Annotated in this window: 24 protein-coding genes and 2 tRNA genes; 13 read left to right on the top strand and 13 right to left on the bottom strand. The window is 32.8% G+C overall.

Annotated elements, in window-relative coordinates:
* Nucleotides 1-153 precede the first annotated feature (153 nt).
* Nucleotides 154-387, bottom strand: a complete 234-nt coding sequence (locus tag HX124_RS15795) for a DUF2171 domain-containing protein (RefSeq protein ID WP_107009111.1) — start codon at nt 385-387, stop codon at nt 154-156.
* A gap of 357 nt (nt 388-744) precedes the next feature.
* Here HX124_RS15795 and HX124_RS15790 point away from each other — a divergent pair, with 357 nt between their 5' ends.
* Nucleotides 745-1,188 carry a hypothetical protein gene (locus HX124_RS15790; protein ID WP_286384033.1) on the top strand — a complete coding sequence of 148 codons (444 nt, stop codon included), beginning with the start codon at nt 745-747 and terminating at the stop codon, nt 1,186-1,188.
* Nucleotides 1,189-1,369: 181 nt separating this feature from the next.
* Here the strand turns inward: HX124_RS15790 and HX124_RS15785 are convergent, their stop codons facing one another.
* Nucleotides 1,370-1,654, bottom strand: a complete 285-nt coding sequence (locus HX124_RS15785; RefSeq protein WP_107009109.1) for a hypothetical protein — start codon at nt 1,652-1,654, stop codon at nt 1,370-1,372.
* Nucleotides 1,655-1,988: 334 nt separating this feature from the next.
* Here HX124_RS15785 and HX124_RS15780 point away from each other — a divergent pair, with 334 nt between their 5' ends.
* The 3 genes from HX124_RS15780 to HX124_RS15770 all read left to right on the top strand — a co-directional run bounded on the left by HX124_RS15780 (nt 1,989) and on the right by HX124_RS15770 (nt 3,383).
* The gene (locus HX124_RS15780) at nt 1,989-2,198 is read left to right on the top strand and encodes a hypothetical protein (RefSeq protein WP_107009108.1); all 210 of its coding nucleotides are present in this window, start codon (nt 1,989-1,991) and stop codon (nt 2,196-2,198) included.
* 255 nt (nt 2,199-2,453) lie between these two features.
* Complete coding sequence (locus tag HX124_RS15775) at nt 2,454-2,798, top strand: SMR family transporter (RefSeq protein ID WP_107009107.1); 345 nt, start codon at nt 2,454-2,456, stop codon at nt 2,796-2,798.
* A 9-nt stretch (nt 2,799-2,807) separates the two neighbouring features.
* Nucleotides 2,808-3,383, top strand: coding sequence for a TetR/AcrR family transcriptional regulator (locus HX124_RS15770; protein WP_107009106.1), 576 nt, complete (start codon nt 2,808-2,810; stop codon nt 3,381-3,383).
* Here the strand turns inward: HX124_RS15770 and HX124_RS15765 are convergent.
* Nucleotides 3,380-4,012, bottom strand: a complete 633-nt coding sequence (locus HX124_RS15765; RefSeq protein WP_107009105.1) for a riboflavin synthase subunit alpha — start codon at nt 4,010-4,012, stop codon at nt 3,380-3,382. The genes HX124_RS15770 and HX124_RS15765 overlap by 4 nt on opposite strands.
* Before the next feature lie 167 nt (nt 4,013-4,179).
* Nucleotides 4,180-5,808, bottom strand: a complete 1,629-nt coding sequence (locus HX124_RS15760; protein ID WP_286384034.1) for a long-chain-fatty-acid--CoA ligase — start codon at nt 5,806-5,808, stop codon at nt 4,180-4,182.
* 618 nt (nt 5,809-6,426) lie between these two features.
* On the opposite strand from HX124_RS15760, the gene HX124_RS15755 reads away from it, so the two are divergent.
* Nucleotides 6,427-6,639, top strand: coding sequence for a hypothetical protein (locus HX124_RS15755; RefSeq protein ID WP_286377823.1), 213 nt, complete (start codon nt 6,427-6,429; stop codon nt 6,637-6,639).
* Between the two features lie 103 nt (nt 6,640-6,742).
* On the opposite strand, the gene bioB is transcribed toward HX124_RS15755, so the two are convergent.
* Nucleotides 6,743-7,735, bottom strand: coding sequence for a biotin synthase BioB (gene bioB / locus HX124_RS15750; RefSeq protein WP_107009102.1), 993 nt, complete (start codon nt 7,733-7,735; stop codon nt 6,743-6,745).
* A gap of 293 nt (nt 7,736-8,028) precedes the next feature.
* Entirely contained in the window at nt 8,029-9,132 is a 1,104-nt protein-coding gene (queG, locus tag HX124_RS15745; protein ID WP_286384045.1) for a tRNA epoxyqueuosine(34) reductase QueG, read from the bottom strand.
* Nucleotides 9,133-9,152: 20 nt separating this feature from the next.
* Between queG and HX124_RS15740 the strand changes: the two genes are divergently transcribed.
* Complete coding sequence (locus tag HX124_RS15740) at nt 9,153-10,640, top strand: NAD(P)H-hydrate dehydratase (protein ID WP_286384035.1); 1,488 nt, start codon at nt 9,153-9,155, stop codon at nt 10,638-10,640.
* A gap of 92 nt (nt 10,641-10,732) precedes the next feature.
* Nucleotides 10,733-11,068, top strand: coding sequence for a hypothetical protein (locus HX124_RS15735; protein WP_286377821.1), 336 nt, complete (start codon nt 10,733-10,735; stop codon nt 11,066-11,068).
* A 17-nt stretch (nt 11,069-11,085) separates the two neighbouring features.
* On the opposite strand, the gene ruvC is transcribed toward HX124_RS15735, so the two are convergent.
* Entirely contained in the window at nt 11,086-11,628 is a 543-nt protein-coding gene (ruvC, locus tag HX124_RS15730) for a crossover junction endodeoxyribonuclease RuvC (RefSeq protein WP_107009099.1), read from the bottom strand.
* Nucleotides 11,629-12,550: 922 nt separating this feature from the next.
* Nucleotides 12,551-12,627: transfer RNA gene (locus tag HX124_RS15725), tRNA-Ile, on the bottom strand.
* A 160-nt stretch (nt 12,628-12,787) separates the two neighbouring features.
* Between HX124_RS15725 and HX124_RS15720 the strand changes: the two genes are divergently transcribed.
* The 3 genes from HX124_RS15720 (at nt 12,788) to HX124_RS15710 (ending at nt 15,877) form a co-directional block, all read left to right on the top strand.
* The gene (locus tag HX124_RS15720) at nt 12,788-14,188 is read left to right on the top strand and encodes a tyrosine-type recombinase/integrase (RefSeq protein ID WP_286384036.1); all 1,401 of its coding nucleotides are present in this window, start codon (nt 12,788-12,790) and stop codon (nt 14,186-14,188) included.
* Nucleotides 14,189-14,842: 654 nt separating this feature from the next.
* A tRNA-Met gene (locus tag HX124_RS15715) sits at nt 14,843-14,919 on the top strand.
* A gap of 736 nt (nt 14,920-15,655) precedes the next feature.
* A complete protein-coding gene (locus HX124_RS15710) occupies nt 15,656-15,877 on the top strand; it encodes a transposase (RefSeq protein WP_286384037.1) in 222 nt (73 codons plus the stop codon).
* Nucleotides 15,878-16,144: 267 nt separating this feature from the next.
* Here the strand turns inward: HX124_RS15710 and HX124_RS15705 are convergent, their stop codons facing one another.
* Nucleotides 16,145-16,705, bottom strand: a complete 561-nt coding sequence (locus HX124_RS15705) for a lipocalin family protein (protein ID WP_286384038.1) — start codon at nt 16,703-16,705, stop codon at nt 16,145-16,147.
* Nucleotides 16,706-17,061: 356 nt separating this feature from the next.
* Here HX124_RS15705 and HX124_RS15700 point away from each other — a divergent pair, with 356 nt between their 5' ends.
* Both HX124_RS15700 and HX124_RS15695 read left to right on the top strand, forming a co-directional pair.
* Complete coding sequence (locus HX124_RS15700) at nt 17,062-17,601, top strand: hypothetical protein (RefSeq protein ID WP_286384039.1); 540 nt, start codon at nt 17,062-17,064, stop codon at nt 17,599-17,601.
* A 329-nt stretch (nt 17,602-17,930) separates the two neighbouring features.
* Nucleotides 17,931-18,299 (top strand): 5-carboxymethyl-2-hydroxymuconate Delta-isomerase, encoded by a 369-nt coding sequence (locus tag HX124_RS15695; protein ID WP_286384040.1) that lies wholly within the window; start codon nt 17,931-17,933, stop codon nt 18,297-18,299.
* A 160-nt stretch (nt 18,300-18,459) separates the two neighbouring features.
* On the opposite strand, the gene HX124_RS15690 is transcribed toward HX124_RS15695, so the two are convergent.
* The 3 genes from HX124_RS15690 to HX124_RS15680 form a co-directional block, all read right to left on the bottom strand.
* A complete protein-coding gene (locus HX124_RS15690; protein WP_286384041.1) occupies nt 18,460-19,539 on the bottom strand; it encodes a porin in 1,080 nt (359 codons plus the stop codon).
* Nucleotides 19,540-19,797: 258 nt separating this feature from the next.
* Complete coding sequence (locus tag HX124_RS15685) at nt 19,798-20,211, bottom strand: HIT family protein (protein ID WP_107010127.1); 414 nt, start codon at nt 20,209-20,211, stop codon at nt 19,798-19,800.
* Nucleotides 20,212-20,264: 53 nt separating this feature from the next.
* On the bottom strand, nt 20,265-20,534 hold the full coding sequence (locus HX124_RS15680) for a YARHG domain-containing protein (RefSeq protein WP_373431889.1): 270 nt from the start codon (nt 20,532-20,534) through the stop codon (nt 20,265-20,267).
* 298 nt (nt 20,535-20,832) lie between these two features.
* Here HX124_RS15680 and HX124_RS15675 point away from each other — a divergent pair, with 298 nt between their 5' ends.
* A complete protein-coding gene (locus HX124_RS15675) occupies nt 20,833-21,984 on the top strand; it encodes a tyrosine-type recombinase/integrase (protein WP_286384042.1) in 1,152 nt (383 codons plus the stop codon).
* Here HX124_RS15675 and HX124_RS15670 read toward each other — a convergent pair.
* Entirely contained in the window at nt 21,968-22,240 is a 273-nt protein-coding gene (locus HX124_RS15670; protein WP_228199096.1) for a pyocin activator PrtN family protein, read from the bottom strand. The genes HX124_RS15675 and HX124_RS15670 overlap by 17 nt on opposite strands.
* Between the last annotated feature and the right edge of the window lie 137 nt (nt 22,241-22,377).

Genomic DNA, 22,377 nt, shown 5'->3' with positions numbered 1-22,377 from the left:
TTGGATTTAAACTTGATGATTAACAATTTGTTATACAAGTCAAAGTAGAAAGCTTATTAATGGATTGATATCATTAGGTATTGAATACATTCATTGAGATTAAAAAAGGATAGCTTTGCGATGAAAGCTATCAACTAGCATTTAAAAGAATATTTAGATTTGAACCCAATTATCTTTCACTTCTTGTGAGTCTTTATTGAGTATCACTTTATTATCAGTGACTTGGCTTACCCATGATGTTGGAATCAAATGATGATACCCATCACCATGTTTAGTTAATTTAATTTGATCATTGCCATGTAAATGATCAACCTCACCAACTTTAGTTCCACAAGATGCAATAACATCAGCATGATTATTGATACTTTCAACATTAATCGTAGTCATTAGAACAATTCCTATTTCAAATGTGATTGAGTCTTTACCGTATAGTAAAATATTTTTTAAATCTTAATTTGTAATAAAAGGGATACAAAGCGGTTCTTAATCTTACTAAAGGTTTGAATATATTTACACTGTTGTATTTGGAAATGTTTTTTTATTTGCTTTAGGTCTTGTAATGATAAAATAGTGAGAGATATTTTGAATTTTTATTAAAAAATGCTGTTCAATGTTTTATTGAGTATTTTTATGATAAAAATAAAAGACGGTATATAAATTATGTTTTGATTTCTGTAAATAAGCCGTTTTTTATTTTATATTTCAATGTAAAATTGGGCACTTAGATAAAAATGAGACTGAAAAATGCAAGTGCTTTTAAAAAAAATAGCGCTAGGTGTAACCACTTTATTTTGTTACAGCACATTGAGTTATGCCCAACCCCCTCAAAATGCACAAGATCTATTAAAAATGATCACTTTACCTGTACTAAAAACAGAAAAAAGTGAAGATAATATTACCAGTTACTATTATAAAGACTCTAAAAACAATGATTTAGTTATTGGAATTGCAAAAGAGTTTATTGATGTGAGTTGGTCATTTAAAAAATCTCCAAATGAAGCTTCAGAAACAAATCAACAGATTAAAACAATAAGTAAAAAACTTTTAGGAGAGGAATGGCAAAGTTTATATTCGGCGATCACAGAAGGTGGAACAGTTGACTATTTATCACAAGATGATGGTACTGTGATTACAGATGCAACTTGTTCAGCAACACAATGTGGCTATCAAGTTCGTCTTGAGCAATAACGGCTCACTTCATTATACTTTGTTATGAATTTGATTTTATAAAGAAATTTTGAATAAGTCGCTAAGCCTTCTTTTTCTACAATTTGACTACTGATGTAGAAAAAGAAGGAAATAACCTGAAAAATGACTTTTGAACATTTTGCCTTATCCATCCTTCATTTTTAAAAGAGGGGGGGAAGGGTTAAGAAATAGCAACTAAAGTATTGTATTGCATGTCTTCTAACCAATCATTGATATCAAGATGATTGGCAATTGAAAACTCATTATTGACTTTAAATACCAATAATGAATCATGAATACTCATAACATTAGCCAGATGTTGTCTGATAATTACAGCATCATACTTGGTATTGATCAGCCATGTTGATTGGTTAACACGAATTGAATGATCATAATCTTCAATCGTTTTATTTACTTCATCAAAATGATCTGGGTAGAGAGAGTTTAAAATAATTAAATAGTTCATGTGAATAACCTCCATAAAAGAGATTTAAAATTAAATATCTTTTATTAATAATGTGACTTGCATCACTTAATATTTACTCTAACATTAAATTTTTTTGACAAAATCAGAAAGTGTCTAACAATTTTGTTTGGATTGATTGTCTTTGGTTGTTTTAGTTTAATTACTTTACATCTGAGTTACATTTTATTTTATATATATTTGAATGTAGCAGGGATAAAAGTTTTTCATCAGTGTTAAATTGAAGTAAAATTCATGCTTAAATTATTTAAATAATAAGCTCATCTAAAGATGGGCTTTTTTATTATTTCTCCCTGTAAGATGTTGAGGTACTGTAATGTTGGTTAAAATTGAAGATGGTTTTTATTTAAACTCATCGCATATTATTGCAATACATGTTTCTAAAAGTATGATAAATCAAAATTTCTTAATCGAAATTGAATATACGCCTAATCATCAGACAGCAACAGGGTCTTATCAAAAATCTTTTATGAGTAAATTAGATGCGGATGCCTTTTTGCAAAAATTGCATCAACAGATTTTATAATTGATCAATAATGTATTTTATTATGGATTGAAATTATGAGAAAAGGACTTCAATTTTTGTGTAAAGTTGGTTCAAATTACTTTTATTTCATGGTTAGTTTTTTTAATTTAATGTGAATAATACTGTAATAGCTAAATTAAAAAATAGATTTCATTTTTACATTTATAAACATAAAAAGTCATGTTAAATAAGACAAATAATTTATCTCTATATAAGATACCAACCAGATGGTATGTTTATGTATGCGAGAAAAAGATGAGTCCATTATTAAATGCTTATGCATTGTTGGCTTTAGCAATTGTTTCAGAAGTTATTGGCTCAACCTTTATTGTTAAATCAGAAGGTTTCAGCAAATTGCTACCGTCGCTTGCAGTGATTGTTTTATATAGCATCGCTTTTTATTTATTATCTCAAGTTGTTAAAGTTATTCCTTTAGGAATCACTTATGCAATTTGGGCTGGCGTTGGGATCGTGTTGACTGCTTTTATTGGTTTCTTTGTCTTTAAGCAAACTCTTGATTTAGCGGCAATATTGGGCATAGCCTTGATTATTTCAGGGGTTGTTGTTATTAATTTATTTTCTTCAACAGCGGGGCATTGATAAAATAAAATGAGTAACTTACATCAGCGGAAAAAACAGCCTGAAAAAGTCCGTCAATTAATTTTAGAAAACACAATGCGCCTCGCAGCGGAAAATGGTCTTAGTGGTGTCTCCATTCAAGCTGTTGCAACTTTATCCGATGTGAGCAAAGGTGGCGTATTTCATCATTTTGCAAATAAACAAATTTTAATTACGGCAATGATTGAAACTGCAATGCAAAAAATAGATCAAGAAATTGAAAAATATGTAGCAGTTGAGCATGACCAATATGGTTGTTTTACAAGAGCTTATATTGAATTAACATTAACAAGTGAAAATTTTGGGATCGGATCATTATGGTCAGCATTATGCATGACTTTTATTTCAGATCATACTTTTTGTCAGCAATGGAATCAGTGGTTAGAGCAGCGTTTAGTCAAACATCAAATCACTGATCAAAGTATGCATTTACAGCTATTACGTTATGCTGCGGATGGTGCTTGGTTGATCGAAGGTTTTAAACCTAACAATCAACACAAGCTTATCGAAATTAAAAAAGAATTAATTCAACAAACTTATCATGCACCATCTCAGTTAAAAAATTAAACTGCATTTAGCCCACGCTGAGCATAAATATTTTCAAGTGTATCAACCAAAGTACGTGTTGTTTGGTCAATTTCAAAATTTAAATAGTCGCCAATATTGAGTTGCCCAAATTTAGTTAAACGAATTGTTTCAGGAATTAAGTCTACAGAAATTTGCTGTTGGGCTTGATTGACCTGATTGATTGTAAGACTACAGCCATGTAAACCAATAAAGCCTTTTAAGAAGAAATATTTAATTTTTTCTTTTGGAATTTCAATATCTAAATGTAAAGTTTGTCCATTTTTAATGATGTTTGTAACTTGGGCTGTACCTTCAATATGCCCATATAAATTATGTCCGCCATTTTCCATACCAATTTTAAATGAACGTTCAATATTGACTAAATCATCTGCTTTTAAAAAGCCTAATGTTGTTAATGAGAGCGTTACATCTGAAATGTCAAAACTAACCAGTTTTTTATCTGGATGAATGGCTGTAACAGTTAGGCATGTTCCATCAATTGCAACGCTTGCACCAATAAAAACATCATCTAAAAAGCCTTGGCTATTATTGACTAGAATGGTGATATAACCATCATGTTGTTCAATACTTTGAATTTTTTCAGTACCAAGAACAATACCTGTATACATTTTACACTCATCTTAATTTTGAAAAATTATCTTTATTAATAACATAAATCAGGAGTGTTGCAGATAATTATTTATGATTAAAAGTTCAAACATCGGCAATAAAAAAGCCACGATGAACGTGGCTTTATAGCGTAGTTATGACTTGCTATTTTTAATAAAAAAATATTTTAGCTTTCTAAAAGTACAGAACCATACTGTTCACGTAAGTCTTTTTTCAGCATTTTACCTGTACCTGTTAATGGAATTGCATCAACGAAAATAACCTTGTCTGGAATTTGCCATTTAGCAATTTTATCTGAATAGTAGTTTAATACATCTTCTTCAGTGACTTCAGCACCTTGTTGTTTGATTGCAATCACAATAGGACGTTCATCCCACTTTGGATGAGTTGCAGCAATGACGGCTGCCATCGCAATATTTGGATGACTCATTGCAATATTTTCAAGTTCTACAGACGAGATCCATTCCCCACCTGATTTAATGAGGTCTTTAGCACGGTCACTGAGTAGGAGGTAGCCGTCTTCATTGACTGAAGCAATATCGCCTGTATCAAACCAACCATCTGCTGTCGTCGCACTGTTAGATTTTCCATAATAAGACTCAATAATCCAATGACCTTTTACTTGTAAGTTACCCGTGGTATGACCGTCACGTGCAACTTCATGAGTGCCATTTTCTTCATCTGTAATACGAATATCGACACCAAAAGGTGGGCGACCTTGTGACAGACGAACTTTTAATTGTTCTTCTGAAGACAATTGTTGATGTTTGGCTTTCAACTGATTACTGGTGCCAAGAGGGCTCATTTCAGTCATACCCCATGCGTGAATAGTTTCACAGTGATATAAATCTCTGAATGCTTTCATCATTGCAGGTGGGCAAGCTGAACCACCCACAACGTTACGATTGAGACTGTTTAAGCTACTACCCAATTGTTTTGCTGCGGCAAGTAAGCCTTGCCAAATGGTTGGAACACCTAAGGCGATATTCACTTTATACTGGTCAATCATTTGTACTAGACTTGCACCGTCTAAGCCTGGACCAGGAAGAACAAAAGTACAACCGACCATTGCAGCAGCATAAGGTGTCCCCCAAGCGTTCACATGAAACATTGGCACTACAGGCAACATCACATGATTTGCTGAAAGATTTAAAGAGTCAGGTAAACAAATAGCATAAGTATGTAGAATCGTTGAACGGTGGCTATATAAAGCACCTTTCGGGTTGCCTGTTGTACCTGATGTATAGCAAAGAGAACTTGCTGTATTTTCGTCAAAGTTTGGCCAATCAAACTCAGCAGAGTTTTCTGCAATAAGTGCATCGTAAAATTTTACTTCAGGTAGTGCAGTCGCTACATCTTGGTCAAAAGCACCTAAGCAAATAAAATGCTCAACAGTTGGGGTATGTGCTTTAACGGCACTAATTAAAGGTAAAAAAGTTTTATCGAATAAAACAACTTTGTCTTGAGCATCATTAATAATGAAAACAAGCTGTTCTGGAAATAGGCGAGGGTTAATGGTGTGGCAAATCATGCCACTACCTGAAATGGCATACCAAGATTCTAAATGACGATGGTTATTCCATGCAATTGTTGCAATACGGTCGCCATGTGCTGTTCCTAAACTTGCTAAAGCATTCGCAAAACGTTTTGAATTTTCAGCAACATGTGTCCAATCAGTTGTTGTTATTGTGCCATCTGTATTTTTAGAAATGATTGCTGTATCACCATGATAACGCGCTGCATGCTCAATTAAATTACTAATCAGCAGCGGCTGAAGCATCATATTTCCTTGCATATACTATCCTTTATTTTGTTGTAAATTGGTTGGTCTTTAGATAATCCGTTCTATTTAAAAAGCATCAAATAGAAAAAATACTTCTTCATCCTAGCGAAAAATAAGCTGAAAGCAATCAAAAAATTAACATTTTTTTTGTAACGAAAATAAAGGTATTTAATTTTAAAAACAAAGATTTATGAAATTATCATTATTTGAAAATGTTGTAGCAATATATAGACTAAAGTCTAATTTTTATAATGTAAATATAACTTGAAATAGTTCACAAATATGCTAAATATATGAGACACCTTTATAAAAATATATGTTTTAGGATAAAACATGAAAAGGTTCAACAATGGGAGGTTATGAATGTTTCAAAAGATCAAAAAGATTTTGTGTGTACACCAATTTGAATATGAGATTAATGAATACTCTGTTGTGACTAAAGAATGTCGTAAATGTGGTATTTCTCATTAATTTTATATGAAAATACAAGCGGAATATCATCACATTATGTGCAATGTAGTGTGATGATATTGAAAAAATAATATAAATCTATCGCAATATTTTTATTTAGTTTTTATCTTTTTATTTCAGTTAAAATAAGTGATTCTCATATTTTGAATTTTTATTGAAATGTCTAAAAACTTTTCTCTAGATAGCTACGTTGTTGATCAAAGCTTAGCTGATACTTTAACGTGGCTATGCCATCATCAAGATTGCTTTGATTCTTTTCAATATGATGCTTTTACTCAAGAATTAATTGTCAACCATGCCAATGGCAAAGATATTATCCGAGAAGGGATGTACTTAAATGCAAAATATGGCATTTTGATTACTTCATTATAAAGTCTGATGAATTTGTACGATTCATATTTTTCTATACATAAAAAAAGCGATAAGTTAAATATCGCTTTTTCATTAAAAATATGACTTTTTGACTTAACTTTATTTAGCTTGCCATTGCATCCACAGAGAGTTCGGCTGCTGTAGGTTTGGCTTTTTCAGCTTTTAAACCAAGTTTATTGAAAAGTTGTTTGTCTTTGCCTTCGCCTGCATTTGGCGTGGTTAATAATTTTTCACCACTAAATAATGAGTTTGCACCTGCCATGAAGGCTAAAGCTTGATCTGAATCCGTTAAAGCTTCACGTCCTGCTGACAAGCGAATATAGCTTTTTGGCATGATAATACGTGCCACTGCAATGGTACGAATCCATTCTGTGACATCCAATTTCTCTACATCTGCTAATGGCGTACCATCAATAGGAACAAGCATATTGATTGGCACAGATTCAGGATGTGTAGGTAAAGTCGCAAGCTCTTGCAATAAACCAATACGGTCATTACGGTTTTCACCTAAACCAACAATACCACCACTACACACTTTCATACCTGCACTACGCACATGATCGAGCGTGTTTAAACGGTCATCAAAAGTACGTGTGCTAATGATGTGTGAATAATATTCACGTGAAGTGTCTAAATTGTGGTTGTAGTAATCTAAACCTGCTTCATGTAAACGCTCAGCTTGAGATTGGTTGAGCATGCCTAAAGTCATACAGGTTTCAAGACCTAAGGCTTTGACTTCACGTACCATTTCGAGCACATAAGGCATATCGCGTTCATGCGGATTACGCCAAGCAGCGCCCATACAAAAACGTGATGAACCAGAAGCTAATGCTTCTTTTGCTTCACTAATAACTTTATCTACAGCAATACGTTTTTCAGCTTCAAGCTTAGAGTCATAATGTACTGATTGTGAGCAATATTTACAATCTTCAGGACATTTACCTGTTTTGATTGAAAGTAGTGTACTGACCTGAATCGTGTTTGCCTCAAAATGATCACGGTGAATCTGTTGAGCTTTAAACACCAAGTCTAGAAAAGGTTGTTCATATAAGGCTTGGATCTCGTCACGTGTCCAATCATTTCGTACTAAAGGCATAGGTCAAATCCCTGAAAATCTCGCTATCTGTATTTATCATACACAAATCATGCCAAAGCCAAAGGGCAAAAACGTCCAAATTGTAATTGGCATATTGACTTAAGATTATCATATAAATTCAAAATAAAAATAGTAATTTACTTACAAAGTTGACTGTTTTTTACGTCATTTACTCGCATAAATGAGTTTGAAACTTTTGCTAACTTCAGTGTATTCGTCATTAAAAAAAACAAATATCAGTAACTTGGTAAAGAACGTGCTTTTAAAATGAGGCTGAAAAATAAATAAATTTTTTAGATATTTTCCTTAGATTTTCTCAGTTGTTCGGCAATCGCCCAGTCAACATGGATTTGCACAATCTCATCATGAGTAGATTTTTGTTGCTCTAAAGCTTGTAAAATTTGGGGTGAAAATGGTGCATTACCTAAACCAATCGCAATATTTCGCATAAAACTTTGATATCCTGTGCGCCGAATTGGACTGCCTTCTGTGCAAGTTAAAAAAGTTGCTTCATCCCAGTGCCATAAGTCTAAAAGTGAAACTTGATCTAACCCATGTCTCGGGTTGAAATCTTCAATACTGGTTTTTTTTGCAAAGCTATTCCATGGACAGATCAGTTGACAATCATCACAGCCAAAAACTCGGTTACCAATGCCTCGTCTTAATTCTTCAGGAATGACACCTTTATATTCAATTGTTAAATACGCAATACATTTTCGAGCATCCAACATATAGGGTTCAACAATTGCTTGCGTTGGGCAAATATCAATACATGCTGTACATGAACCGCAATGTTTGGTCGTAGGTCCATCAAAAGGCAAATCTAGGGAAGTAAATAATTCACCTAAAACAAAAAATGAGCCTGATTTTTTATGAATGAGTAAAGTATGTTTACCTGTCCAGCCCATTCCTGCATTTTCAGCCAGTGCTTTTTCAAAAACAGGCGCAGAGTCAGCAAAAGGACGCGATTCAAAATCACCAATTTTTTCTTTAATTAAATTTGCTAGCGTTTTTAGTCGTCCACGCATGACTTTATGATAATCACGCCCCCGAGCATAACGTGCAATAATGGCAGAATTGGGTGCATCAGGTACATAACGCGGCTTTGGCGTTTCGACCAAATAGTTCATACGCACACAAATGATACTTTTTGTGTTAGGGACTAATAAAGTTGGATCAGCACGTTTTTCTAAATTTTCTTCTAAAAATTTCATATCACCATGATAACCACGTTTTAAATATTCTTTAAATCGTGCTAATTCTGCTTGAGCATCAGGTTTGGCAATGACACAATCAGCAAAGCCAAGTTGCAAAGCTTGTTCCTTGATCCACATTTTAAGTTGTTGCGGATCAATCTGTTGTAATGCAATAGAAGTTGAAGATAAAGAAGCTGACATAGAAGATATAGGGAAGAATAATGCACGTTCAAGTTTATCACAGCCATGAAATTCAAGCATGGGAAGCGCGTTGGTTTGATCAGCAAAATAGTTCTTTTGGCTTGATGCAGCAAGTCGCATGGTTAATCACACAGCGTTTATTGACTTTATTTTCTCAACAGCTTTCCCAAAATCAGCTTAAAATTCAGAACATAGCCATTTGGTGTGGAGCAGGAAATAATGCTGGAGATGGTTATTGTTTGGCAAAATATTTACAACAATTGGGTTATCAGGTCACCGTTTTTGCTGCACCTTTGGGTCATTCTGAAGACTTAGATCAAGCAATGCAATTGGCAAAAAATAATCAAGTGAATATTCAACAAGGTTTTGAACAGCATCAGCAGTTTGATTGTCATATTGATGCTTTGTTTGGTATTGGTTTAAATCGAGTATTAAATAAAGAGTGGCAAGCTGTTATTGAAAAATTTAATCAGCAAACAGGTTTGAAAATTGCCATAGATGTACCGAGCGGTTTACATGCAAATACAGGACAAAGCTTACCCATTGCAGTAAAAGCGGATTGGACTTATAGCATGTTGGGGTTAAAAGCAGGATTATTAACAGGACAAGGTCGAGAATATGCAGGAAAAATTGATGTTATTTCTGCGATTCCACCAGATGCCGAGTTGCAAAGTTTAGCGCAACTCGCTACAACGAAAATTTGTTTACCACCACGTAAAGCATTTGGTCATAAAGGGAGTTATGGGCACGTTTTAGTTGTTGGTGGGCATGCTGAAATGGGTGGAGCAGTGATGATGGCAGCCGAGTCAGCATTTAGTGCGGGTGCAGGTAAAGTCACAGTGGTTTGTCATCAAAAACATCATGCTGCAATTTTGGCACGATCTCCCAATATCATGTTACGTGATATCAATGAATTAAGTGATGAAACCATTCAGAACTTATTAGATCAAGTTGATGCGATCAGCTTAGGAATGGGATTAGGACGTGATGTTTGGGCAGAGCAACAATTTTTGAAATGGTTTTCTAAAATAAATTTAACCACACATTTACATGTTGTTTTAGATGCTGATGCGCTATGGTTTTTAGCCCTTCATCCAATCAAAGTGAATGCGCAGACCTATTTAACCCCTCATTCTGGCGAAGCTGCAAAGTTATTAAATTGTTCAGTATCTGAAATAGAGACCGATCGAATTGCTGCGATTTATCAGTTAAAAGAAAAATATGCAGGGCAATGGGTGTTAAAAGGTTCAGGTAGTTTGACACTTGAACAGCAGCTTTTATGGATTTGTTCAGCAGGAAATGCAGGCATGGGAACAGGTGGAATGGGGGATGTGCTTGCAGGAATGATTGCGAGTTTAAAAGCCCAATTTTCAGATCAAATTAGCTTACATGATATTGTGACTTTGCATGCCTTAGCTGGTGATCATTTAGCACAACAAGGTCAACGTGGTTTACAGGCACATCATATGAGTGAGGCAGTTTATTATGTGGTAAATTATGCGGCATAATGTATTGATAAAATTTTATATTCTTACAATTCATGAAAGCTCTAGGCATGATTATCTTAAAAATCAACAGAAATATATTTGAGTGAAATAAAATGGCAGAAAAGTATTTGGTTGTCGCAATAGTTTTTGCGGCATGTATTCTCATGATTATTTATACTCAACGAGATCATTCAAAATCTAAAAAAAAGTTGAGTTTAAAAGAAAAAATTCAGCAGGAGTTTCCGCAATATAAAGTGATTGAACGTAATGAGAATATCGTGATTTGTAAGGAAATTGAAAATAGTCGAGTTGATGAAGAATTAATGTTGATTCGAATAGATCCAAATCAACAAAAAAACTTGAGAACAATCGGTAAAATGTTGATTGCGACTTATAGCAAAGCACCTTCGATTCGAGAAATAAAAAAAGATGGTGCGCCATATTTATAATGTGTAAATTCTGTATCTTATCGTCTACGACTATTGCGACTACGTCCACGTGCCATACCACCTAAAGCATTGAGCACAGCGAGTTTGCTCATGCTACCTGAGGCGTGTGCGTGACAGATTGCTGCTGCTAAAGCATCGGCAGCATCAGCTTGTGGATGAATGGAAAGATTTAATAACTTCATGACCATCATTTGAACTTGTTCTTTATCTGCAGCCCCATAACCAACGACAGATTGCTTGATTTGTCGTGCAGTATACTCTGCAACTTGTAAGTCTAGATTAACTAAAGCTGCAATTGCTGCACCACGTGCTTGTCCTAGTTTTAAAGCGGAATCTGGATTTTGTGCCATAAAAACTTGTTCAACAGCAGCTTCTGTAGGACCGTGGAACTTTACAATACGATCAATACCAGCAAAAATTCGCTTTAAACGTTCAGGCATTTCTGTAGTTTCAGTGCGAATTGTGCCTGCATCTACAAATTTTAGTTTTTGACCATCTTTTTCAATAATTCCATAACCTGTTAATCGTGAACCTGGATCAATTCCAATAATAAGCGACATATATTTAATATTTAAAAGTGAATTATTGCTGAATTATATGATTTTCTAAGACAAAAATGTATGTATTTTTAATTTATAGTTTTAATAGTATTTATTTAATCTAAATTTAAACCTTAAAAATGATATAGAGCATTATGATGAATTAAAATATAGACGTAATTTAAAGTCTAGGTCATTGTTACGTTAATAAGAATTTTTCTTGGTTTAATGTAAATAAATGTAACTAATGTTATTGATAATTATTTTTTATTTATATTTTATTTAGAATAGAGTGTTTAAGTTATTAATATTTAATGTTTAATATTTTATTTATAAAGTGATTGTTTTTAAGGGTAGTTTAAGAAAGAGCTGAATGCTTCATTATATTATTGTATAATTTGTGTGTTCATTTTGTGTTGATTATTGTTGTTTTTATGAATATTGTGAAATTTTTAGCAAGTTTTAATACTGTAAATACATATTTAGTTTTAGCAACTTTGGGGTTGGCAATATTATGTAGTTATTTTTATTTAAATCCTTAGTCGCTGAAAATAAAATTTAAAACCTATATTTATATAGGTTTTTTTATAAGTATAAAGATTAATTCATTATTTAAAAATGAAGTACGAGCAATAATCATTGTAGTGTGATTTATTTTGATTGATCAATAAGAGATTCTTATATAGAGAAAATCTATCTTTATTTGATAAGAGTATAAGTTTCGCTACCTAGAATATCCTACAGTAAAATTCTCTAATTTTGAGTACACCGCATAAATTATGATGAACAAGTTTTTGCAATAAAGCTCTGGAGAGTTAAGTAGTCTATGAAATGGTAATGTTATTGATTTTTTATATAGATAGACTTTGTTGACATAGTGCTTACATAAATTTAGATATTAAAAAACCACTTAGGATTAATGCACCTAAGTGGTTGTTTTATTTGGTGGGCCCGCCCAGACTTGAACTGGGGACCAACGGATTATGAGTCCGCTGCTCTAACCAACTGAGCTACAGGCCCTTTATCAAGTGAAATGATTTGATATCAATTACTTGGAATGTTTGCAATACTAACCAAAATTTCAGAGAATATCAAGTGTTTTCTTCAAGTAGACGCATAGTAGACCAGAGAAAATATTATGATATATTGGTTGTTATTGCGACAAATTGCGATTTTATATATGTCATCACAAAGAGTAAAGCTAACAAAGTCATTTATTGATCAATTAGAGCTTAAGCCTGCAATATATAGGGATAGTGAACTGATTGGCTTTGCTGTACGTGTGAATAATAATTATAAAACATATATTGTTGAAAAAAAGGTATTAGGAAAGGCGATTCGTTCTACTCTTGGGCTAGATGGAAATATCACCTTAGCTCAAGCAAGAGAATTGGCTCGTGAACAACTTTTTCTCATGTCGCAAGGTATTAACCCCAATAATGAAAAAAAGAAAAAACTATCGAAGGAAAAAAATTGTACCAATTCAGAAAAACAAAAACCAACAGTAAAAGAGGCATTCGATAAGTATTTTGATCTTAAATCCCTAAAACCGAGGTCAATTAAAGATTACACAATTGTGCGTGATAAATATCTTGAAGATTGGAAAAACATTAAGCTTGATGAAGTTTCAAGAAAAATGATTCAAGAAAAACATGAAAATTTATCAAAAAACTCAAAGGCGCAAGCTGATATGGCAATGCGAGTATTGCGAGCTATCTATAATTTTTCTGTAGAATATTATCTTGATGATAATGGGCATCCAATTTTACCGACTGATAATCCAGTAAAAACGCTCAATGCAAAAAAGGCTTGGAATAAAATTAAAAGAAGAAAAGGGTATATACGTAAAGACCAAATACACGATTGGGTTCACACAGTACTGTCAACTGAATGGGTAGGTCAAAATTATTATAATCATAATGCTTATACCAATCAGGATTTTTTACTCATCGTACTGTTAACAGGCTTTCGCCGTGAAGAAACAGAAAGTCTAAAATGGCAAGATGTTGACTTAAAATACGGAACAGTAACCTCTGTAGATCCTAAAAATGGTGAGCCAATTACTTTACCAATGGGACCTATTTTAAAACATATTATGCAGGCTAGATTTGAACGATCTGGTGGCAAGCCTTATGTTTTTCAGGCAAGACAAGGTGATGGTCATGTGACCAATCGTAGTAAGGCACGATATAAGATCACTGAATTAAGTGGTATCGAATTTACATACCATGATTTACGACGTACTTTTTCTAGTATCGCCAATAGTATTAATATTAGCCCAGATAAAATTAAAAAGCTCATTAATCATTCACTTGATGAGATAGATATCACAGATGCTCATACTCAAGTGTCTTTTGAAGATTTACATTTAGCAATGATGAAAATAGAGCAAGCAGTTTTTACAGATCAACACTTTGACATGATTAAAAATAGAAAATTTAAAGCGCCTACGAGGCACCACGATTATCTAGAAAAAGCGACGTCTTTGAAGTTGGAAGAAAATAGTTTAAGTGCGATTTCAAAAGTTGATCAGCTTAAAGTTTTAATGAATCCATTAGAAAATCATACTAAACAAAAATAAGGAATTTATAAGTACTTTTTATTTATTGTTAATATTCAATAGTAATGATTTGATATAGAAACTTATACAAAATACTTTAATGAAATTGGAAGATTATCAAGCTTATTTAGATTTAATTTATTTTAATTTTTTAAAAATCAACTGGATATATAACTTCAATTGTATGCTTGTAAAAGCAACAATATTTGATACTCATTAAAAAGGTGGGTTTTATTAAATAATTAAAAGGGTATAGTGGACTGTTAATTAAGTGCGTTATTTTATCTATGTCTGAAACTTATAAATATCTTCATACCCAAATGGGTACATTTGGTTCCCTTCCAACGCATAAGGTTTTTGTAAGTAGTGTTGGAAGAAAAAAAAGTTAATTTTTGCTGATGATACTTTTGTTTATAGTATTGTTTCTGATTGGGCTTTAAATCATTCAGGTTTGGATTCAAGAAAACCGACATGGGGAGAAGAGCCTAAAATATTTTTAGAAAATGAAAAGATGAGATTAAACTCATATAAAGCCTCACATCCAAATTTTATAACTCAGGGAGATATTGGTTAGTTTTTTTAAAATATTTTTTATATGATTTTTATCATAAAATTTTTTATTTTAAATAAAGTTTGCTTTGTTGGTGTTTAGGGCGTATAAAGTCATTTCGTTGATGCGGGATGGAGCAGTCTGGTAGCTCGTCGGGCTCATAACCCGAAGGTCGTTGGTTCAAATCCAGCTCCCGCTACCACGAAGAATTTTAAAGTTCATATATCTATTATTTAATACAGCATAGTAGATATTTTTTATCGATTTATATACTTGTACCCCTATTATAGTACAAGTATTTTTTATTCAAAGTTTTATATACCCTTGCGCTTCTTAAGGCTTGGGTATTTTTTTATATAAAATAAAGCTTTTCAATATAAATTAAAAATAAAACTTTTAAATCGTGCATTTTAAATATTTAGATGTTATTGTGAGATTGATCGAATCCGTAAGCAAAACGGTGGTGTTTGAGTTGTTAATGGAATGGCGTATTCCTTATAAATAGATTTAAGTTCAAACAATTGACGCAGAGCATGAGATTGCAGCATGCCGATCCAAAAAGCCCATAGTGATAAACTGTGGGTTTTTATATTGATCTTAATCATTTAATTAGATTTTATTATGATCAAATAAAATTATTTATTTTCTCATTAAAATTTATGAAAATGGTAGGCTAAGCTTATTATTAAAAATGATACTGAGTTGTTTTTTAGTTATTTGCTTATACCTATTATTGGGCGTAGTATGTCTATATTAAGTGAATATCATTAGAATTGAAGGTTGGCTTCAACTCTATTTCGCAATTTATATGCTGATGTAAATATCATAAGTGTGAGATAAGACAGATCGTCTTATTTTTGTTAGTTCTACAAATAGCTTTAGTTAGTCTTAATATTTAATACTTCTCTGTTTACAAAAGCTCAAAGTGAGTTTTTAAATTGAATAAAGTAAATGGCTGGACAATAGCCACCGCCTTAAATGGTGATAAGATACGTGTGAAGATAGTTCCTTTGCAAATGTCGCAAAATAGTCGTGAAGGAACTATTTTAGTTGAGGTTGGAAAGGAAATACAATTAGAATCAGGAGAGAATCGTCGATTTAATATTGATGGGCATTCTTTTTATTTAGGAATGAATCAGCTTTATCGAGTTTCTATATAGAAAGTTATAGAGAATATAGATTTTTATGTGCTTATTTCTATTGATGTATAATATCTAGTAGTTTTTAAATAATTTAATTCTATGAGTTATTATATTTAAACTTATTGATTTTGATATGTTTTGATTGATTATGTAAAGTAATTTAGTAGTCTAGTTTTAAAGATAATAAACTATTAAATTAACTTATTGGGTAGAAGAAGATGCTACCCAATATTATTTTTTATAGTATTTTTATATATAGTCAATATATTTAGTTTTTAAAGATATTTATGGTTTTTGTTTAGTGTAAATAATATCTGATAAATCAAAACCCAGTGTTTTAGCATAATCTAGATATTCATCTAATATTTGCTGATCAATGTTTGGATCACGACTTAGTACCCATAAATATTTTTTATTAGGACTACCCACTAGAGCAGTTTGATAGTTTTCATCCAATTTCAAAATCCAATAATCACCACGACCAACAGGTAGCCATCGAATGATTTTAGGTAAGAAACTTACTTTGAGTTGACTGTTTTTTGGAGCATTTTTTACGAAAGCTTCACCAATTGATTGGTTTAATTTTCCACTTTTACTCAAGCATTTATTATCAACTACAATATTTCCTTTCTCATTTAATGAGTAATTTGCAGTTACATTATAATCACATACTCTTTGGAAATATAAAGGTTTTCTAGCAACTTCATGCCATTGTCCAGAATATTTGTATAGATCTACTCGTTGTACTGTAGGAATATCATCAGTATTTGCATTAACTAAAGTTGCTACGCCTAATAAAACAAGACCACCAATAAGGGTAATTTTTTTAAAGTTCGATTTGAACATAATTTTCTCTTAAAGTAGAGTAGATAAGGTGTAGAACTTTAAATTTAGTTTAAGAAAGCTTAAAACCTTGTAACTTTTTATTGTTAAAATATTAATATTTGTGTGGGTGAAGGTTATGCTATGTAAATTTAAAATAAGAGATTTCAAATAGATTAAATAGAAAGCTATATTTTATTAATTTAAATGCTATTTTTTAAATACATAAAATAATATATAAGGTTTAAAAAATATAAAGCTTTTTACACTGGAAATACATCATAAAAATAATGTGCGCAATATAGTAGAGACTACTTTTTAAAATACACAGATGCTGTATTTAAAAAGAAAATCAATATAATTTTAAGAGGAATAAGAAGATGACTAACCCAAATAGACCTGAAATTGATCGTGAAGTAGTTAAAGATTTACCAAAAGAACAAAGAGATGATTTAAATGCCGATCCTATTACAGGTGAACCAGGAGCTCATCCTGTTGGTACAGGTCTTGGAGCGGCTGGTGGTGCAGCAGCTGGTGCGGCAGTAGGTGCTGTTGGTGGTCCAATTGGCGCTGTTGTAGGTGGTGTAGTCGGCGCTGTCGTGGGTGGTTTAGCTGGTAAAGGTGCAGCAGAAGCAGTCAATCCAACAGAAGAAGAAGCTTATTGGCGTAGTACAGCAAATAATACTTCTTATTATGCAGACACCTTAAATACTTATAATGATCTAGATTACGACAAAGATTATCGCTCAGCTTATCATCTAGGTTATACAGGTCGTAGTGAATATCCTGCTGAAACGCGCTTTGAAGATGCGGAACATGACTTAAAGTTGAAGTGGGAACAGGTGAAGGGTACTTCACGTTTAACTTGGGAAGAAGCGAAACATGCTGTACGAGATGCTTGGAATCGTGTAACTCATTAAATAATAAGTTAAAAATACAGTATTTTAGCGACTGCTGTTCCAATAATACAATAAGAAGAATCTCAACAGGGATTCTTCTTGTTTAAATTATTTTTAGGTAAAAAAAAGCAGCTTCAAATATTTTCTTAAATAAATTTATATCAACAAATAGGTCATTAATACGATGCTATATTGAACAGCGTTATTTATTTTTTAATGAAAAATAACATAAAAAACTATATTTAAATCAATGTTGAAAATATTTTTATGTGAATTTTATTTTATATTTCCTTTATCAGCGTCATGATATAATCTGAACCAAAACTTATTTTTATCAAGGTTTTATTGTTATGCCACAAATGATTGTTGAATATTCAGACAATATTGATCAACTTGATTATCAAGATTTAATGTTAAAATTGAATCATGCTTTGTTTGATACAGGTTTGGTCGATCATCCTTTTAATATCAAAACACGTATTCGTGCAAATCAGGATTTTTTAATTGGTTTTGGTGATAACAATCAAGCATATATTCATGTGCGTTTAGGAATGATGACTGGGCGTACGTTAGAACAACGTCAATTCATCTCAGCGCAATTACTTGAATGTCTGAAAAATTTTGAAAATTATCAAGCTGTTCATTTAGAAGTACAATTATGTGTAGAAATTGCTGAAATGCCAAAAGAAGTGTATGGAAAAACCAGTATTTTGAAATAAAATTGATACCATTTAAAAGTAAAAGGGATTTAAGTTTTTAAATCTCTTTTATTAAAAATAATAACCATTGATTAATAGAGAAAAAAATATTGTCCAAAATGGAAATATAAAAAGGAATATGATTGCTCATATTCCTTTTATTTTTGTGGTTTGATTATGATTAGAAATTATATTCCATACCTACGCCAACCACAGTTTTCTTATCTTCAGCTTTCCAATCTTGTTTTTGCTGTGCTAAGACACCATAGAAACGCGTTTGTTTGTTAAAGTTATAGTCAACACCTACACCATATTGATCAATTTTACGGTCTGCCATGCTATCAGCTGTCGTTTCAGCAGATTGATATTGTGCTTTTAATGTCACAGGAGTATCTGGAATAGTATAACCCGCAGTAATTGCCCATGCTTGTTCTTCAGCAGAAGCAGCTTCAGGCTTGAGTTTTGCCGCAGCTAATGCAGCAGCAGAAGGTGAGTCTGAAAGTTCAGCATGTTGCCATAATGCACCGAAGACTAAACCTTTAGCCCCTAAAGCACCTAAATCTAAAGAACCCGTAACACGATAAGCATCAGATTCAACATCTTTTAAGCTGAGTGCCGCATAGTCACCTGGAACTGCAAAGTTACCCGCAATTGCAGCAGCTAAGCCGATGTCTTTATTTTCGTAAGTAATTGACGTCGATACACCACTAAAGCTGTCATTTTCTTTTGTTGTATATTCGGTTGAATTATGTTCGCCTACAAGCGCCATAAGGTTAAATTGTAAACCTGGAATAATAAGGTTTTTATCTGTTTCAAAACCAACAATGTTTTTTAGACGTTCTTCACCATGCATCATTTTGGTAATGTCTAGGTTTGTATCATCATTGAAAATATCTTGATATTTACCAGCAGCAGTTTTGAAATAAGAATCGTAGTTACCTGCTTTTACTGTACCAATGTTTTTAAATTTAAGACCTAAGAAACGGTTACGAGCGCTCCAATCTGTATCTGAACCTGATCCATCAGTTGAAACAGCCCATTCTGCTTGATATACAGCAGAAATATTATCAGTTAATGCTTCTTCACCCTTAACACCAATACGAGAAGCATTTGAATTTAATTGAGTTTCATCGTTGTCTGCAAAATCGTAATTTTGAACTTGATTTAACGAAACATTGAGCTTACCGTACAATGTTGGCGCTGCTTGCGCTGCGCTTAAGCCGAATGATGCAACTGCGGCAGCGAGTAGCACTTTTTTCATTGAGATTTCTCCAAATCGATTCTGTCGGGCATGAGCCTGTCACTTTTTTATATTGAGTAAGCAAGAAACAAATTTTTACGAGACTTACTCACTTGGATGCAGTATCTGCAAACTTTGTTACAAATGGGTGAAGACCAGATGACATTTTGATGACGAAAAACCAAATCAATCAAAAAAATTACTAAAATAGACAATGAATACAAATAAAAAAAGAGGCAATAGATGCCTCTTATTTTCTCTATTAAGAGCTGCCAAAAATTAAAGAGCGGCTTTAATTTTTTCAGCTAATGTTTTAATTTTTTCTTGATCACCTAATTGTGCTGCGTGTTTACCAAGTTCATGTACTGAGCTTGGAATTAAGTGAAAATGTACATGTGGCACAGTTTGACCTGCTGCAGTACCTGATAATTGCATTAAGACAATACCTTCAGCACCAAGTGCTTTTTCTATTGCTTTGGCAATTTTTTGTACAATCTGAATGGTATATGCGGCAGCATCAGGGGGTAAATCAAGTAAGGTGACTGCTGGGGTTTTGGGGATGACTAAAGTATGACCATCGGCTTGAGGCATAATATCCATAAATGCAAGAACATATTCGTCTTCATAAACTTTGATTGCTGGAAGTTCATTACGTAAAATTCGTGCAAATATATTTTGATCATCGTAAGTCATCTTTTACTCCTTGCTAAATGACTGTTTTAACGTATTAATTATTACTATAACAGCTATTTACAATTTAGTTCTTTTTGACGAGCTGCTATTTGATCAAGCTTTTGCTGTTCTTTATCTGAAAACTTAGGTTTTGAGGTAAAGCAATTATCATTACCAAATTTAGCTTTAGCTTCAGGATCTTTAAAACAAAAACCTTTCGATGCATAAATGACATTATAGTCATCTTGGAGTTTTTTACATTCTTGTGCAGGATCTGCTGCAAAAGTAGATGAACCGATCAGCATTGCTGTTAAGCTAAGTGTTGCAACATAAAGTTTTTTCATGAGTTAACCTCAATTGGACATATTGGATTGTCACTTATCATTTAGATTATAGGGGACAATCTTTCATTTTCAATGATGAAAAATTATTCGAGTGTAATTTTACTCCATAATTCATTCATATAGTATGTAATACTATTATATATCAATAACTTGTTAATTTAACCTTGAAAAAACAAATATTTATAGAAGTTCGCGTTTTGCCTTATTCTGCTTCGTTTTGCTTTATTTTGCTTTTTTTGTCGATTTATTTACGCCTTGATTTACGCCATAGTGAATTTAGTTAATTGAGGTGTAAAACATGGGTACCGTCACATCACGACAGCTTACAGATGGCACAATCAAATATCGTGCTGAGATCCGTATCAATCGTAAGGGATTACCTGCTTATAAAGAAAGCAAAACATTTGCATCAAAGAAGGTTGCAAAAACTTGGCTAGTTAAAAGAGAAGCTGAGATTGAAGAAAATCCAGAGATTTTATTAAAAAAAGATATCACGATCATCGACTATACTTTGCATCAGGCAATAGATAAGTATTTGGAAGAAGTGGAAAGTGTATATTGTCGATCTAAGATACTTGCACTAAAACGATTAAGAAAGTTTCCAATTTCAAAATGTAAAATTCAAAATATTAGTTCTGATCATCTGTCTCATCATATTAAATTACGTAGAGCGGGTAGCGAAGATTTAGGATACAAACCAAATAAGCCAACAGCGATCCAAACAGAAATTCTCAATATGCGTAGTGTATTGGTACATGCTGCTGTCATGTGGAATGTCGAAGTTGATCTAAATACCTTTGATCGTGTTACTGCGCAAATGCGTAAAACAAGACAACTGGCACTCGGAGGATCTCGTGACAGACTACCCACACCAAAAGAATTATTAAAATTAACCAAATACTTTATAGAGAGATGGAACCGACGTGCAAAAGGTAGTGCTTACCCAATGCATTTAATTATGTGGTTTGCAATTTTTTCATGTAGACGAATATCAGAAATTTGTCGTTTAAAGCTCAGTGATTATGATGAGTTTAATCAGTCTTGGCTTGTGAAAGATTTAAAAAATCCAAGAGGATCTAAAGGCAATAATAAGGAATTTAATGTGCTAGAGCCTTGTAAGGCGATTATTGATTTAGCAATGAAACCTGAATATAGGAATCGCATGTTAGAGCTAAATTATAGTGACCAACTCTTGTTTCCAGTCAACATTAATACTTTGGCAAAAGAATTTAGAGAAGCTTGTAAATTACTGAATATTGAAAATCTTAAATTCCATGATTTAAGACATGAGGGGTGTACACGACTTGCTGAGCAAGGTTTTACAATCCCTCAATTACAACAGGTGAGTCTACATGAGTCTTGGAAATGTTTGCAGATCTATGTTTCCGTAAAGAAAAGAAAGGACATCCTACAAATTGAAGATGTGCTACACCTTATCGGTGAAGTGTAGCGTAATCTTTTTTAGCGATCTCATATTTTTGATTGAAAAGTACTGCAAGTTCACGAATATGTACAAAGTAAGGTGACTTTTGACTTCCATCTAGTCTAAAACAGGAAAAGGGAAATTCCTGTTTACTAGCGCGTTCGTAGATTACTTTTTTTGTCAGGTGAGGGTAGTACTCTTTACATACATCGTCTAGCTGTATGACAAGTGTTTTATATTTTAAAAATAAATAGTCTTCAATCGTAAAATTCTGAGTCATCATTAAATCATCTCCAAGGTAGGTAATAACCTACCAACTCCATACGCTAAAATTAATAAATATAAATCCATTCACGACTAATAAAATTTCAAGGAAAAACAGAGTCCATTCCATTTGCTTACCTTATTTACTGATCATCC

Source organism: Acinetobacter sp. 226-1, assembly GCF_030329325.1.
GTDB lineage: Bacteria > Pseudomonadota > Gammaproteobacteria > Pseudomonadales > Moraxellaceae > Acinetobacter > Acinetobacter sichuanensis.
The sequence above is the reverse complement of the archived record's forward strand: the minus strand, read 5'-3'. Positions and strand labels throughout refer to the sequence as shown.

Coding starts and splice junctions, on each gene's coding strand:
- HX124_RS15795 (WP_107009111.1), bottom strand. CDS start 387: ATGACTACGATTAATGTTGAAAGTATCAATAATCATGCTGATGTTATT.
- HX124_RS15790 (WP_286384033.1), top strand. CDS start 745: ATGCAAGTGCTTTTAAAAAAAATAGCGCTAGGTGTAACCACTTTATTT.
- HX124_RS15785 (WP_107009109.1), bottom strand. CDS start 1,654: ATGAACTATTTAATTATTTTAAACTCTCTCTACCCAGATCATTTTGAT.
- HX124_RS15780 (WP_107009108.1), top strand. CDS start 1,989: ATGTTGGTTAAAATTGAAGATGGTTTTTATTTAAACTCATCGCATATT.
- HX124_RS15775 (WP_107009107.1), top strand. CDS start 2,454: ATGAGTCCATTATTAAATGCTTATGCATTGTTGGCTTTAGCAATTGTT.
- HX124_RS15770 (WP_107009106.1), top strand. CDS start 2,808: ATGAGTAACTTACATCAGCGGAAAAAACAGCCTGAAAAAGTCCGTCAA.
- HX124_RS15765 (WP_107009105.1), bottom strand. CDS start 4,012: ATGTATACAGGTATTGTTCTTGGTACTGAAAAAATTCAAAGTATTGAA.
- HX124_RS15760 (WP_286384034.1), bottom strand. CDS start 5,808: ATGCAAGGAAATATGATGCTTCAGCCGCTGCTGATTAGTAATTTAATT.
- HX124_RS15755 (WP_286377823.1), top strand. CDS start 6,427: ATGTCTAAAAACTTTTCTCTAGATAGCTACGTTGTTGATCAAAGCTTA.
- bioB (WP_107009102.1), bottom strand. CDS start 7,735: ATGCCTTTAGTACGAAATGATTGGACACGTGACGAGATCCAAGCCTTA.
- queG (WP_286384045.1), bottom strand. CDS start 9,132: ATGTCAGCTTCTTTATCTTCAACTTCTATTGCATTACAACAGATTGAT.
- HX124_RS15740 (WP_286384035.1), top strand. CDS start 9,153: ATGCACGTTCAAGTTTATCACAGCCATGAAATTCAAGCATGGGAAGCG.
- HX124_RS15735 (WP_286377821.1), top strand. CDS start 10,733: ATGGCAGAAAAGTATTTGGTTGTCGCAATAGTTTTTGCGGCATGTATT.
- ruvC (WP_107009099.1), bottom strand. CDS start 11,628: ATGTCGCTTATTATTGGAATTGATCCAGGTTCACGATTAACAGGTTAT.
- HX124_RS15720 (WP_286384036.1), top strand. CDS start 12,788: ATGTCATCACAAAGAGTAAAGCTAACAAAGTCATTTATTGATCAATTA.
- HX124_RS15705 (WP_286384038.1), bottom strand. CDS start 16,705: ATGTTCAAATCGAACTTTAAAAAAATTACCCTTATTGGTGGTCTTGTT.
- HX124_RS15700 (WP_286384039.1), top strand. CDS start 17,062: ATGACTAACCCAAATAGACCTGAAATTGATCGTGAAGTAGTTAAAGAT.
- HX124_RS15695 (WP_286384040.1), top strand. CDS start 17,931: ATGCCACAAATGATTGTTGAATATTCAGACAATATTGATCAACTTGAT.
- HX124_RS15690 (WP_286384041.1), bottom strand. CDS start 19,539: ATGAAAAAAGTGCTACTCGCTGCCGCAGTTGCATCATTCGGCTTAAGC.
- HX124_RS15685 (WP_107010127.1), bottom strand. CDS start 20,211: ATGACTTACGATGATCAAAATATATTTGCACGAATTTTACGTAATGAA.
- HX124_RS15680 (WP_373431889.1), bottom strand. CDS start 20,534: ATGAAAAAACTTTATGTTGCAACACTTAGCTTAACAGCAATGCTGATC.
- HX124_RS15675 (WP_286384042.1), top strand. CDS start 20,833: ATGGGTACCGTCACATCACGACAGCTTACAGATGGCACAATCAAATAT.
- HX124_RS15670 (WP_228199096.1), bottom strand. CDS start 22,240: ATGATGACTCAGAATTTTACGATTGAAGACTATTTATTTTTAAAATAT.